The 12,596-nt window shown below is 70.4% G+C and carries 12 protein-coding genes; 6 read left to right on the forward strand and 6 right to left on the reverse strand.

Annotation, left to right across the window (positions count from 1 at the left end; translation table 11 throughout):
• Positions 1-40: 40 nt before the first annotated feature.
• Positions 41-517: an Lrp/AsnC family transcriptional regulator gene (locus AB0M30_RS02985; protein ID WP_360164791.1), complete on the reverse strand. Its 477-nt coding sequence runs from the start codon at positions 515-517 to the stop codon at positions 41-43.
• Between the two features lie 279 nt (positions 518-796).
• Between AB0M30_RS02985 and AB0M30_RS02990 the strand changes: the two genes are divergently transcribed.
• Positions 797-2,362, forward strand: a complete 1,566-nt coding sequence (locus AB0M30_RS02990) for an APC family permease (RefSeq protein ID WP_364579099.1) — start codon at positions 797-799, stop codon at positions 2,360-2,362.
• Here the strand turns inward: AB0M30_RS02990 and lysA are convergent.
• From lysA to AB0M30_RS03015, 5 genes are all read right to left on the reverse strand, one after another.
• Complete coding sequence (gene lysA, locus AB0M30_RS02995; RefSeq protein WP_364579102.1) at positions 2,340-3,683, reverse strand: diaminopimelate decarboxylase; 1,344 nt, start codon at positions 3,681-3,683, stop codon at positions 2,340-2,342. The two genes, AB0M30_RS02990 and lysA, sit on opposite strands and share 23 nt — an antisense overlap.
• 394 nt (positions 3,684-4,077) lie before the next feature.
• Positions 4,078-4,260 (reverse strand): RGCVC family protein, encoded by a 183-nt coding sequence (locus AB0M30_RS03000; protein WP_364579104.1) that lies wholly within the window; start codon positions 4,258-4,260, stop codon positions 4,078-4,080.
• Positions 4,257-5,261, reverse strand: a complete 1,005-nt coding sequence (locus tag AB0M30_RS03005; RefSeq protein ID WP_364579107.1) for an acyl-CoA desaturase — start codon at positions 5,259-5,261, stop codon at positions 4,257-4,259. The genes AB0M30_RS03000 and AB0M30_RS03005 overlap by 4 nt, the downstream gene beginning before the upstream one ends.
• Positions 5,262-5,767: 506 nt before the next feature.
• On the reverse strand, positions 5,768-6,673 hold the full coding sequence (locus tag AB0M30_RS03010) for a dihydrodipicolinate synthase family protein (protein ID WP_364579109.1): 906 nt from the start codon (positions 6,671-6,673) through the stop codon (positions 5,768-5,770).
• Positions 6,670-7,374, reverse strand: coding sequence for a GntR family transcriptional regulator (locus AB0M30_RS03015; protein WP_364579600.1), 705 nt, complete (start codon positions 7,372-7,374; stop codon positions 6,670-6,672). The genes AB0M30_RS03010 and AB0M30_RS03015 overlap by 4 nt, the downstream gene beginning before the upstream one ends.
• Positions 7,375-7,436: 62 nt before the next feature.
• Here AB0M30_RS03015 and AB0M30_RS03020 point away from each other — a divergent pair, with 62 nt between their 5' ends.
• The 5 genes from AB0M30_RS03020 to AB0M30_RS03040 all read left to right on the forward strand — a co-directional run bounded on the left by AB0M30_RS03020 (position 7,437) and on the right by AB0M30_RS03040 (position 12,402).
• Positions 7,437-8,663 carry an extracellular solute-binding protein gene (locus AB0M30_RS03020; protein WP_364579112.1) on the forward strand — a complete coding sequence of 409 codons (1,227 nt, stop codon included), beginning with the start codon at positions 7,437-7,439 and terminating at the stop codon, positions 8,661-8,663.
• Positions 8,660-9,703 carry an ABC transporter ATP-binding protein gene (locus tag AB0M30_RS03025; protein ID WP_364016138.1) on the forward strand — a complete coding sequence of 348 codons (1,044 nt, stop codon included), beginning with the start codon at positions 8,660-8,662 and terminating at the stop codon, positions 9,701-9,703. The genes AB0M30_RS03020 and AB0M30_RS03025 overlap by 4 nt, the downstream gene beginning before the upstream one ends.
• Before the next feature lie 43 nt (positions 9,704-9,746).
• Complete coding sequence (locus AB0M30_RS03030; RefSeq protein WP_364579115.1) at positions 9,747-10,640, forward strand: sugar ABC transporter permease; 894 nt, start codon at positions 9,747-9,749, stop codon at positions 10,638-10,640.
• Entirely contained in the window at positions 10,637-11,464 is an 828-nt protein-coding gene (locus AB0M30_RS03035; protein ID WP_013230679.1) for an ABC transporter permease subunit, read from the forward strand. The genes AB0M30_RS03030 and AB0M30_RS03035 overlap by 4 nt, the downstream gene beginning before the upstream one ends.
• A 104-nt stretch (positions 11,465-11,568) precedes the next feature.
• Positions 11,569-12,402: a MerR family transcriptional regulator gene (locus tag AB0M30_RS03040; protein WP_364579117.1), complete on the forward strand. Its 834-nt coding sequence runs from the start codon at positions 11,569-11,571 to the stop codon at positions 12,400-12,402.
• Positions 12,403-12,596 lie beyond the last annotated feature (194 nt).

A 12,596-nucleotide genomic window follows, 5' to 3' on the forward strand; every position in this document is an offset into this window, starting at 1 on the left:
AACGGGGGTGGCGGGCGGCGACGCCCGTCATCCCCGGCCGCTACGCCGTGAGCCGGCCCCAGGAGTAGTTCTGCTTGGCCAGCTTCAGGTACACGAACAGCTCGGTCCCGGACACGCCCGGGATCTTGCGGATCTCTTCGCCGAGCACGTCGAGCATGTGGTCGTCGTCCCGGCAGACCAGTTCGGCCAGCAGGTCGTAACGCCCGGCGCACAGCACGACGTAGTGCACGTTCGTCAGCTCGGCCAGTTTGTCCGCGACTTCCCGGGGATCGACGCCGTCGACGTTGATGCCGACCATGGCCTGGCGCGTCAGGTCCACGTTGGCGGGGTCGGTCACCGCGACGATCTGCATCAGGTCGTCGCGCAGCAACCGCTGCACGCGCTGGCGGACGGCTCCCTCCGAAAGCCCGACCGCCTTGGCGAGCGCGGTGAACGAGGCCCGGCCGTCTTTCTGGAGCAGGTCGATCAGTGCTCTGTCCGTATTGTCCAGCGCGCGCGCACGTGTTTCGTCACCCATGCCGTCCCTCCCTGTGTTTCGGCATGTGATTTGTCAAGTGCGCAGCGTATCGAGACCTGCGGAGAAAGCGAGCCCTCTGCGTCAGCTTCGCGCGATTCGACGTACACGCCGCGCTCAGCCGAGGAATCGGTGGTCGAAGCCGAAATCGACAAGGCTTTCCGAGGCGGTTTTGTGCGCCCGCGCACAGCCGGACGCGCGCACCCGCCCACGCCGGGTAGCGTCTGGCCGCCCGGTCGTACCGGCAACCCCCATTTCCCGGCACCCCAGGAGGATCACCGCATGTCGGAGGCCGTGGCGCTCGGCGCTCCCGCCGTTCCCGCGAAGGGACTGCGCGGCGGTGCGCTGGGCATGGTGTCGTCGATGGTCATCGGGATGTCGTCGACCGCGCCGGCGTACTCCATCGCGGCCACGCTCGGGCTGATCGTCCTGGCGGGCACCGGGTTCAAGGCGGCGGCGTTCGTGCTGCTCTCCTTCGTGCCGGTGCTGTTCGTCGCCTTCGCCTTCCGCGAGCTGAACAGCGCGGAACCCGACTGCGGCACCAACTTCACCTGGGCGGCGCGCGCGTTCGGTCCGCACGCCGGGTGGTTCACCGGCTGGGTCGTCACGGTCGCGCAACTGCTGGTGATGAGCAGCCAGTCCGCGCTCACCGGGCGGTACACGCTGCTGCTGTTCGGCGCGTCCGGGGCGGCGGACAACCGGTGGGTGACGACGGCGATCGGTGCTGCCTGGCTGCTGGCGCTGTGCTGGCTCTGCCACCGCGGCATCGAGGTGTCCGCGCGGGCGCAGTGGATCCTGCTCGGCGTCGAACTCGCCGTCCTGGTGCTCTTCTCGGCCGTGGCGCTGGTCCGCGTCTTCGACGGCACGGCCGGGCCGCAGGCGACGCTGCCGCGGCTGGACTGGCTGTGGCCGGGCGGGGTTTCCGCCGGGACCGCGGTTTCGGCGGTGCTGCTGGCCGTGTTCATCTACTGGGGCTGGGAAAGCTCGCTGTCGGTCAACGAGGAGTCCGCCGATCCGCGGCACGCGCCGGGGCGCGCCGCCGTGCTGTCGACGGTGTTGCTGGTGCTGAACTACCTGCTCGTGACGGTCGCCGCGCTGGCGTTCGCCGGGATCGGCGCCGACGGGATCGGCCTGGCGAACGAGGCCAACTCCGAAGACGTCCTGGCCGGCCTGGGCGGCGCGGTGTTCGGCGACGGCGGAGGCGGCAAGGTGCTCGGCGTGCTGCTGATCGTTTCCGTGCTGACCAGCGGCGCGGCCACCAGCCAGGCGACGATCATGCCGGCGGCGCGCACGACGTTGTCGATGGCCAGTCACGGTGCCCTGCCGCGGTTCTTCGGCCGCGTGCACCCGCGGTTCCGGACGCCGACGGTGGCGACCTGGGCGTTCGGGCTGGTGTCGCTGGCCGTGTACGTGCTCCTGGCGCTGGTCAGCGACCACGTGCTGGCGGACTCGGTGGACGCGGTCGGGCTGACCATCGCCATCGAGTACACGATGACGGCGCTGGCCTGCGTGTGGGTGTTCCGCCGGACGCTGTTCGCGAGCGTCCGCAACTTCGTGCTGCGCGGGCTGCTGCCGTTCACCGGCGGCGTGTTCTTCCTGGCCGTGCTGGTGTTCGCGCTGATCGAGTACGCGCGGCCGGACGCGGGCGAGACGACGGTGTTCGGCATCGGCGGCGTCGCGGTGATCGGCGTGGTGTCGATCGTGCTCGGGGTGCCGCTGATGTTCGCGGTCCACCGCGCCTGCCGCGACTTCTTCGCCGGCCGCCGCCTGCCGCGCGGGTTCGTGCCGCGCGGCGGCGACAGCGTGGTCGGCATGGTCAGCGTCGTCAGCCCAGATCGCGTCGGCTGAGGTCTTCCTCGGTTTCGCGGCGCACCAGCAGCGTCGCGACACCGCCCCGCACGCCGACCAGCGGCGGGCGGCCGACCTGGTTGTAGTTCGACGCCAGCGAGTGGTGGTACGCGCCGGTGCACGGCACGGCCAAGAGGTCGCCCGCGTGCAGGTCGGCGGGCAGGCTGATGCCGTCGGCGAGGACGTCACCGGCTTCGCAGTGCCTGCCGACCACGGTCATCGGGACGCGCTTCGCCGCCGAACGCCGTCCCACCAGGCGTGTGGTGTACCGGGCGCCGTAGAGGGACGGCCGGGCGTTGTCGCTCATGCCGCCGTCGACCGCGACGAACGTGCGGCTGCCGCGCTTGACCGCGCAGACGCGGTAGACGGTGATCCCGGCGGGCCCGACGATCGCGCGGCCGGGCTCGACCGTCAGGCGGGGCAAGGGAAAGCGGTGTGCCGCGCATTCGTAGGCGAGCGCCACGCGCAGGCGCCGCGAGTAGCCGCCGAGGTCGAACGCGGGCTCGCCGCCGACGTACGGCACCGCGTGCCCGCCGCCGAGATCGAGCTCCCGCAGCGTGACGCCGTGGGTGTCGCGGATCCGGACGAGCACCTCCGCCATCCGCCGCGCGGCCGCTTCGTACCGGTCGATCCTGGTCACCTGCGAGCCGATGTGGCAGTGCAGGCCCTGAAGCCGCAACCCGGGTTGTTTCTTGACTGCTTCGACGGCGGCGTCGACGTTGTCGGGAACGCCGTCGAGGAGCGAGAAGCCGAACTTCTGCCCTTCGGTGCCGGTGCTGATGGCGGCGTGCGCCCCGGCCGCGACGCCGGGCGTCACCCGGATCATCACCTGCTGAGCACCGTGGGCGAGCGCGCCGAGCTGCTCGATCTCGTCGAGCGAGTCGACGACGATCCGCCGGACGCCGTAGCCGAGCGCGGCCTTCAGGTCCTCGGGAGTCTTCGCGTTGCCGTGCAGCAGCATGCGCTCAGCGGGGAAGCCGACCGAACGCGCGACGGCGATCTCACCGGCGGAGCAGGTGTCGAGCGACAACCCCTCTTCGGCGACCCAACGCAGTACGGCCCGCGTACAGAGCGCCTTGCTGGCGTACGCGACTTCGACGTCCGGCAGCGCTTCGCGGTACTCACGTGCGGTGTCGCGGACCTGCTGTTCGTCGATGAGGTAGGACGGCGTGCCGAAGCGGGCTGCGAGGTGGCTGACGGGCGCGCCGGCGAAGAGCAGTTCGCCGTCTTCGCCGATTCGGGTGCTTCGCGGCCAGACTCCTGGCTCGAGGTGGTCGGCGGCTTCACAGCCGAGGCTGGGAAGAAGCTCGCTGAGCGTCACGGGTGCCTCCGGGCATCACGGCGGATCGGATGTCGCCAGAACACCCCCGCGGACGCCGCCGGAGATCACCCGTGAATGCCGTCCTGACGGCTTCCGGGCGCTCGCTGACGCGTTGTTAACGCGCGAGTAACATCGGCCACACCCCGGCTGACCTGCGCAGAGCGGCTGCTGTGGTCGGGACGGGGTGTGGGGTGGCCGGGTGCGTTCGGCTCGCCTGCCGGGCTGCCGAGCGGGATCCGGCGGCGAGGTGGTCGGCTGCCTGCCGTGTCGCGGACCGAGGCGATTCCCGAGGCCGAGCGCCCAGTGATGCACAGCTGCACCCGTGCGTGGCCGCGAGCCAGCCGGGCAGGGCGGCGCGCATCGTGCGTTGGCCGCCGCGCCCGGGCGGGTTCGGTCAGGGTGCCTGGTGGTCCGCCGCCGAGCCGCACACGCAGCCGCGGTCGGCTCCCTGGCCGGCCGCCGTCGCCGCGCAGTAGCGGCGGGCGATCGCGTCGTGCGTGCCCAGGGGGTGCGGGCAGCTCGGGCACTGCGTGCCGTTGCGGGGGACCTCCGGCGCGTCGGGCACCGGGGCCGTCACGCTGCCACCTTCGCTGTCCGCAGGGGCTCGCTCACCGCGTGGAGGTGCTGCAGCACGTACCCGTACGAGCGGGGCCAGCTGCACTCGGCGTAGGAGATCTCGTGCCGGGCGCAGAAGTCCCGGACGATCACCTGCGCGTGCTTGAGGTTCGGCCGGGCCATGCTCGGGAACAGGTGGTGCTCGATCTGGTAGTTCAGCCCGCCGAGGGCGAAGTCGGTCACCGGGCCGCCGCGGATGTTGCGTGAGGTCAGCACCTGCTTGCGCAGGAAGTCGAGCTTGTGGCCGGCCGCCAGCATTTCCATGCCCTTGTGGTTGGGCGCGAACGAGCAGCCCATGTACAGCCCCCACAGGAACTGGTGCACCAGCACGAAGATGATCCCGGTCAGCGGCGACAGCACGATGAACACCGCGGCGAGGTAGGCCACGAGGTGCGCGATCAGCAGCGCGGACTCCAGCTTGTGCTTGCGGACGTCCCCGCGCCACACCGCTTTCACGCTCGAGACGTGCAGGTTGAGACCTTCGAGCAGGAGCAGCGGGAAGAAGAGGAAGGCCTGGTACTTCGCCACCCAGCGCAGGAAACCGCGCTTCTGGGCACTCTGCGCCTTGCTGAACGCGAGCGCGGCGATGTCGACGTCCGGGTCCTCGTCCTCGTGGTTGGGATTGGCGTGGTGGCGCGCATGCGTGCCGATCCACCAGCCGTAGCTCAACCCGGTAAGTCCACCGTGGACCAAGCCGGTGGCGTCGTTCGCCTTGCGGCTGCGGAAGATCTGCTTGTGCCCGGCGTCGTGGCCGATGAACGCCAGCTGCGCGAAGACCATCGCGAAGAACGCGGCGAGGAACAGCTGCCACCACGAGTCACCGAGGTAGACGAAGGCGACCCAGCCGCCGCCGAACGCGGCGAGGTTGAGCCCGATCCGCACGGCGTAGTAGCGGCGGCGCCGCCGCAGCAGTCCCGCGTCCTTGATGAGCCGCGACAGCTCGGCGAAGTCGCTGCCGGGCATCGCGGGAGTATCCGAAATTTGCGTGGAAGTCATCGGCACACCGCTCTGGTTAAGTCGTAACGGCTTGTCCAGCAACGGTTTCCAGCCCTGACGGGGTCTGGGTCCGGTTCGGGAAAGGGCACTGGGGCCTGGTCGCGGTGGTACCGCGCCCTGCCCACAGCCTCCCACCCGGCGCCGTCGTTGGCAATTCCCCGTTGACCACCGAAGAGGTGTACAGTCAGCCACATCGGGATGACGGTGACCTACCACACACCCGAGGCCTTCCGGCCGGTTCGCCTGCCGGAGACAGGAGTCGCAGCCGGGTTCGTGAACCCGTTCGTCTCGCAGCCGTGCCGGCCGTTCGACCGGCGAGCAGCCGCCCGCAGTCGCGCAGAGTGACGCCCGGGGCGCCCAATCAGGTTGCTACAGCGAGGTTCGTGTCCGGAAGACCCCTGTCAGCGGGCGGCTCGTCGACGAGCCGGGGTTCGGCAATGTCGCCGCCCCCCGACCCGCCGACGAGCCGCCATTCACAAGAGCCCCCACGAGGAAAGCAGTCCGGAGAGCTGTTCTCGTTCGGGGCCGGTCAGCAGCCGGCTCGGCGGCCGGACGTCCGGGCGGCACAGTCCCAGCTGGCCGAGCGCGTCCTTGACCACGCTGACGTTGTTGGCGTTCCCGTTGGCGGCCCGGAGTTCTTCGAACGGCCGGATCCGCTCCCAAACGGTCATCGCCGCCGGATAGTCCCCTGTGGACAGTGCGTGGACCATCTCCAGCGAGATCGCCGGGTCGACGTTCACCAGCCCGGACGTGAAGCCGGTGGCGCCGACGGCGAAGTAGCCGGGTGCCGAGAGCTCCGCCAGCCCCGCGATCCACACGAACCGGTCGAAGCCCGCGTCCCGGGCGACCGAGCCGAACCGCACCGGGTCCGGCACCGCGTACTTCACCCCGATGACGTTCGGCGCCGCCTCCCCGAGCGCGCGCAGCTGCTCACCGGCGATCGCCGGGTTGCGGACGTAGAGCACGACGCCGAGTTCCGGCACCGCCGCGGCGATCGTCGCGTGGTAGTCGACCCAGCCGTCGCCGGAGATGTACGGGTGCACCGGCTGGTGGATCATGATCATGTCGGCGCCGGTGTCCCGCGCGTGAGCCGCGGCCCGCGTCGCCGACGCGACGTCGTGGCCGATCCCGGCGAGCACGCTCGCCCGGCCCGCCGCGGCTTCGACGGTGACCTCGAGGCATTGCCGCGCTTCGCCCGCGTCGAGGGCGTAGAACTCCCCGGTGTTGCCGTTCGGCGTCACGACTTCGATGCCGCCGGTGATCAGCCGGTCCACCAGTTTCGCGTACGTCTGGCCGTCGACGGCGCCCTCGGCGTCGAACGGCGTGACCGGGATGGCCACCACCCCGGACAGCCGCCGCCTCTGCTCCTCGAACGTCATCGGGCCCCCTTCGGATCGCCGGTCTCGGTGGTGCGTTCGCCGGGCAGCCCGAAGCCGACCCGGTCGATGAAATCGGTGATGTGCTGGCGCAGCAGGTGTTCGGTCTGCCGGGCGTTGCCGCTCTCGGCGGCGTTCAGGATCGCCCGGTGTTCGGCCGCTTCGCCCTGCCAGGTGGGGCTGATGCCCCAGCCGGTGACGGTGATCAGCGCGGCCTGGTCGCGCAGCCCGTCGAGGACCTCGACCAGCAGCGGGTTCCCGCACCCGGCGTAGAGCGCGCGGTGGAACAGGCGGTTCGCCAGGCTGGCCTTCGCGCGGTCGCCGGCGGCCGCGCCGGTCTCGACCCCGGCCAGCACCTGCCGCGCTTCGCCGAAGTCCGCACCCCGCTCGACCGCCCGCCGGACGGCTTCGGGCTCCAGCAGTGCCCGCAGGTCGTAGACCGCGTACGCGCCCTCGGCGTCCATGACGCGGACCGCGGCCCCCTTGTACGTGCTCATCGTGACCAAACCGGAACCCGCCAGGATCCGCAGGGCCTCGCGCACCGGTGTCTTCGACACTCCCAGCAGGGCGCCGACCTCGGCTTCGACGAGCGTTTCGCCGGGCCCGAACTCCCCGCTCAAGATCGCTTCCTTGATCGCGTCACGCACGAAATCCGTCCGCGAGACGGGCGGCGGCGGCCTCCGGGCCGAAGAAGTGCTCGCCACTGGCATGTCCGATCTGATATACGATGCGACATACAACATTATCACGGACCTAGGGAGCAGCCATGCAGCGTTGCACCGGCTTCCGATTCCGACGAGTGCTGCTGGCGGTGAGTCTCGCCGCCGGTCTGGTGGCCTGCGGCGCGCCCGGCGGCGACGGCGGCCAGGCGGCGAACCCCCAGGCCGTCCCCGACAAGCCGGGCAAGCCCGTCGAGCTGAACATCCTCGACGTCGCGGGCAACCTGCAGCTCACCAAGCAGATGATCGAGAACTTCAAGGCCGCGCACCCCGAGGTCCTCGCGAAGGTCACCTATTCGACGGCGCCCGCGCCGAGCATGGCGGGCAAGCTGAAGGCCGAGCAGGACGGCGGCGTCGCCCAGACCCACCTGGTGCTGAGCGGGACCGACGGCCTTTCCGCCGGCATCGCGAACGGCACCCTGGCGAAGGTCCTGCCCGACTTTTCGGGCCGGTTCCCGAACCTGATGCAGAACTACCTCGAGCCGGCGGCCAAGATGCAGGAGCTGGCCAACGGCTATGGCGTCGAGGTCGTCTACTACCCGTCGGGCCCGCTCCTGGAGTTCAACCCCGGCGCGGTGCCGGCCGCACCGGCGTCCCCGCAGGAGCTGCTCGACTGGGCGAAGGCGCACCCGGAGAAGTTCCAGTACGCCCAGCCGTCGAACTCCGGCCCGGGCCGGACGTTCCTGATGGGCCTGCCGTACCTGCTCGGCGACAAGGATCCGAAGGACCCGGACAAGGGCTGGGACAAGACCTGGGCGTTCCTGCAGGAGCTCGGCAAGTACGTGAAGTACTACCCGTCGGGCACCACGGAGACGATGAAGAACCTCGCGTCCGGAGCGGTGGACATGATCATGTCGACCACCGGCTGGGACATCAACCCGCGCAAGCTCGGCACCGTGCCCAACACGGTCAAGACGGCGATCATGCAGCCGATGCACTGGGTCACCGACGCCCAGTACGCCCTGATTCCCAAGGGCCTCTCGCCCGACCAGGAGTCGGCGATCCTGCAGCTGATCGCGTGGATGCTCAAGCCGGACCAGCAGGCGATCGCCTACGACGACGGGTACTTCTACCCCGGCCCCGCCGTCAAGGACGTCACCCTGCAGATGGCGCCGCAGAAGAGCCAGGACACGATCAAGCAGTTCGGCCGCCCGGAGTACGAGCAGTGGATCGCCGAGTACCCCAAGGAGACCTCGCTGCCCGCCGAGCAGCAGGTCAAGGCGTTCGACAAGTGGAACCAGCTGGTCGGCGGCTCGAAGGTCGGCAAGAAGTGACGTTCGGGCAGCTGCGGCTGGACGGCGTCTCGCGCAGCTTCGGCACCGCGAACGCCCTGCGCGGCCTCGACCTCGCCATCACGCGCGGCGAGTTCGTGGCCCTGCTCGGCCCGTCCGGCTGCGGCAAGTCGACGGCGCTGAACTGCCTGGCCGGCCTGCTGCCCCTGACCGCGGGCAGCATCTGGCTCGACGACACCCGGATCGATGGGCAGCCCCCGGAACAGCGCGGGTTCGGGATGGTGTTCCAGAACTACGCGCTGTTCCCGCACATGTCCGTCCGCGCCAACGTCGGCTTCGGCCTCAAGATGCGCAAGGTCGGGCGCGCCGAGGCCCGCCGGCGCGTCGACGAAGCGCTCCGCCTGGTGCAGCTGACCGAGCACGCGGCGAAGTTCCCCGCGCAGCTCTCCGGCGGGCAGCAGCAGCGTGTCGCCATCGCCCGCGCCGTGGTGCTGGAGCCGCCGGTCGTCCTGATGGACGAGCCGCTGTCCAATTTGGACGCCAAGCTTCGGCTCGAGATGCGGATGGAGATCCGCCGCCTCCACCAGACACTCGGCCTGACCACGGTGTACGTCACCCACGACCAGGAGGAGGCCCTGTCGCTGGCCGACCGCCTGGTGGTGCTGCGCGAGGGTGCGGTGCAGCAGATCGGCACGCCGGAGGAGGTGTACGCCCAGCCGGTGAACAGCTACGTCGCGTCCTTCATGGGCTACCGCAACCTCCTGGACGTGACGGTCACCGGCACGGCGGGCTCGTCGGTCACCGTGGAGGGCGCGGGAGTCCGCCTCGCCGGCCGCGGCACGCTCACCGAGGGCCCGGCGAAGGTGGCGATCCGCCCGGAGGACTTCGTCGTCGGCGACGGCACGGAGAACGCCCTCGACGTGACGGTCGAGATCGTCGAGTACCACGGCCGCGAGCTGTCGGTCTCGGCCCGGCTGGAGACCGGCGTGCCGGTCTACTTCCGGACGGACAAGCGCCTCGCGCCCGGGGATACCGTCAAGATCGGTGTCCCCGCCGAACGGGTCCTGGTGTTCGCGCCGTGACCGCGGCGACGGTCCGTGCCGTTCGGGTCGCGGAGGTGGCGCCATGACCGCCGTGGTGACCGCCCGGCCCGCGCTGCGGCACCGCCTGGCCGAACGCGGCATCGACCGCACCCTGCTGCTCCTGGTGCCCGGCCTGCTGGTGACTGCCTGCCTGTTCTTGTACCCCTTCCTCTACGGCCTCCAGCTGTCGTTCGCGCCGCGCAAGGGCGGTGTCTTCGCGAATTACGCGCGGTTCTTCGGCGACCCCTACCTGCGCGACACCATCTGGACCACGCTGGGCATCGCACTGCCGGCGACGTTCATCAACGTGCTCGCCAGCATCCCGATCGCCTACGTGATGCGCGGCCGCGTCCGCGGCAAGCGCCTCCTGACGACGATCCTGGTCGTGCCGATCACGCTCGGCACGGTGCTCACCGCGCAGGGCCTGATCATGTACGGCGGGCCGGCGGGCTGGCTGAACAAGGTGCTCACCGTCCTCGGCGTCACCGACCAGCCGCTCCCGCTGATCCACAACTACACCGGCGTACTGCTGTCGCTGGTGATCACCGGCTTCCCGTTCTCCTTCCTGCTGACGTTGTCCTACCTCTCGGGCATCGACCCCTCTCTGGAGAAAGCGGCGGCGACGCTCGGCGCGAACGGCGTCCAGCGCTTCCGGCGGATCACGCTGCCCCTGCTGGCTCCCGGCCTGGCGATCACCTTCTGCCTTTCGTTCGTCATGGCCTTCTCGGTGTTCCCTTCGGCCCAGCTCGTCGGCGACCCTGCCAACGAGACCCGGGTCATCTCGATCGCCGCCTACCACGCCGCGTTCGAGGAGTACGACTACTCGATGGGCTCGGCCGTCGCGATGCTCATGGCGGTGGTCATGCTGATCGTGATCGGCCTGGTCATGGCGTGGCGCGGCACGCTGTACCGCGGAGCGACCGGAGGCAAGGGATGACCGGTTGGGTCGCGCGTCCCGGACGTTGGGTCGTCTGGGCCGTCGTCGTGTTCTTCTTCGTGAACCTCGCGGGCGTGGTGCTCTCGGTGGTCGTCGACTCGTTCGGCACGCAGTGGTTCGGCACCTGGCTCCCGGACGGCTTCACCACCCACTGGTACGCCGACGCCTGGCGCGAGTTCGGCCTGTCGGACGTCCTCCTCACGACGGCGATCGTCGCGCTCGTGGTGATCGCCGTGTCGGTGGCGGTCGGCGTCCCGGCCGCCTACGCCCTGGCCCGCCGCTCGTTCCCCGGCAAGCGCCTGGTGATGCTGCTGTTCGTGCTGCCGATCCTGATCCCTCCCATCACTTACGGCATCCCGCTGGCCACCGTGCTCTACAAGTTCCACCTGGCCGGCACGATCACCGGCGTCATCCTGGCCAACCTGGTGCCCTCGGTGCCGTTCGTCGTGCTGACGATGACGCCGTTCATCGAGCAGATCGACCCGAAGATCGAGGCCGCGGCCCGCATGTCCGGCGCGCGGACGGTCTCGGTGTTCACCCGCATCCTCGGCCCGCTGCTGCTGCCGGGCATCCTGGCCGCGTCGATCCTGGTGCTGGTGCGCACGGTCGGCATGTTCGAGCTGACGTTCCTCACCGCCGGCCCGGATTCGACGACCCTCGTGGTGGCGCTCTACAACTCCGTGTTCGCCGCGGGCATCCGCGCCAACCAGTCCGTCGACGCCATGGCGACCATCTACACCGCTTCCATGCTCGTGCTCCTTCTCGTCGCGTTGCGGTTCGTGAACCCGACCCAGCTGGTGACCCGGATCCGGGAGGAAACTTGATCTCGTGTGTTCGACTTTACCGCGAAAAGTCGAACACCTGATCGACACGATCGGGCGAATCTGACCCTTGCGCCTCCCCTGAGGGGAGGTGTCAGGCTGACGGTATGCGCTATTCGATCGGCGACCTGGCCCGCCGGACCGGGCTGACGATCAAGGCCGTCCGCTTCTACTCCGACCACGGCCTCGTGCCGCCGTCCGGGCGCAACACCGCAGGTCACCGCCGGTACGACGACGCCGCGCTCGCCCGGCTCGACCTCGTCCGCACCCTCCGCGACCTCGGGCTCGGCCTCGCCGTGATCCGGCGGATCGTCGACGGGGAAGCGACCATCGCCGACGTCGCGGCGACGCACGCCGAGGCCCTGGAAACGGAGATCCGCGTGCTGCGCCTGCGGCAGGCGGTGTGGACGGCCGTCGCCGCCCGCGGCTCGACCACCGAGGAGACGAGACTCGTGCACGAACTGGCTCGACTGTCCGAAATGGAGTGCATCAGCGACTTCCTCGCCGACACCCTCGGCGACCGCCCCGAGCTCGCCGGGATCGCCCGCACGTTGACCCCGGAACTCCCCGAGGACCCGGCTCCCGGCCAGCTCGACGCCTGGATCGAGCTGGCCGGGCTGACCCGGGATGACGACTTCCGCGCCGCCGTCCGCCGCCTCGCCGACCAGCACGAAATCGGTCTGCGTCGCGACCTGGCCGCCGAGGTGCGCGACGCTGTCGAGCCGGCACTGGCGGCCGGGGTCGACCCGGGCTCGCCGCAGGCCGCGGCGATCGTCGACGGCCTCGGCCGTGGCGCCGGCGAGCTGCGGGAATGGCTCGGCGTGGTGCATGATCCCCGCCGCGAGCGGTATTTGGAACTGCTCGCGGTGATCAACGGGTGGGCGGCTCCGGAGAGCCTGACGCCGGCGCTGGACTGGCTGACCGCGGCCGTGGCTTCCTGACCGGGCTTCGCGCCGCCCGCTCGCGTGGCTGGCCGTAGCTGTGGCCCCGACTCGACCCGCCGCCGCTCGCTTGGCTGGCCGTGGCTGTGGCTCCCCGGCTCGACCCGCCGCCGCTCGCTTGGCTGGCCGTGGCTGTGGCTCCCCGGCTCGACCCGCCGCCGCTCGCTTGGCTGGCCGTGGCTGTGGCTCCCCGG

The sequence above is a fragment of the Amycolatopsis sp. NPDC051716 genome (genome assembly GCF_040681595.1).
Classification (GTDB): Bacteria; Actinomycetota; Actinomycetes; order Mycobacteriales; family Pseudonocardiaceae; genus Amycolatopsis.